The following is a 793-nucleotide window of genomic DNA, read 5'->3' on the forward strand; positions in this document are numbered from 1 at the left end:
TGTCAAGAGCAATACGATTACGGATCCAGATGGATCTGGAGATGTGTCTGTGGGTGATGTGGTGACCTATACCTTTACAGTAACGAACAATGGTACAGCTACCTTAACAGGCGTAGCTGTGGTTGATGATATTTTAGGTGCGGTGACCTTAAGCGACACCGCTGGTGATGGCGTAGCAGTGCTAGCCGCAGGTGACAGTGAGAGTGGTACGCTTACGTATACGATTCAGGCAGGTGACTTGGGCACAACGATTACCAATGTGGCTACAGGAAGTAGTGATCAGGCCCCAGATGTAACGGATACGAACAGCATCCCGGTAGCGACACCAAGCATGGGTATTGTCAAGAGCAATACGATTACGGACCCAGATGGATCTGGAGATGTGTCTGTGGGTGATGTGGTGACTTATACCTTTACAGTAACCAATACAGGTACAGCTACCTTAACAGGCGTAGCTGTGGTTGATGATATTTTAGGTGCTGTGACCTTGAGTGATGTAGCAGGTGATGGCGTAGCAGTGCTAGCCGCTGGTGACAGTGAGAGTGGTACGCTTGTATATACGATCCAGACAGGCGACTTAGGTACAACGATCACAAACATTGCTACGGGAAGCAGTGATCAGGCCCCGGATGTAACGGATACGAATTCTATAGTAGTAGCTACGCCAAGCATGGGTATTGTCAAGAGCAATACGATTACGGATCCAGATGGATCTGGAGATGTTTCAGTGGGTGATGTGGTGACCTATACCTTTACAGTAACGAACACAGGTACAGCCACCTTAACGGGTGTG

At 48.7% G+C, this 793-nt stretch carries 1 protein-coding gene; it reads left to right on the plus strand.

Annotated elements, in window-relative coordinates:
• On the plus strand, positions 1–793 hold a 793-nt coding region (locus tag AC1EU5_RS16000; RefSeq protein ID WP_480193423.1), incomplete at both ends, for a DUF7507 domain-containing protein.

This window comes from Maritimimonas sp. 2405UD52-3 (assembly GCF_056591715.1).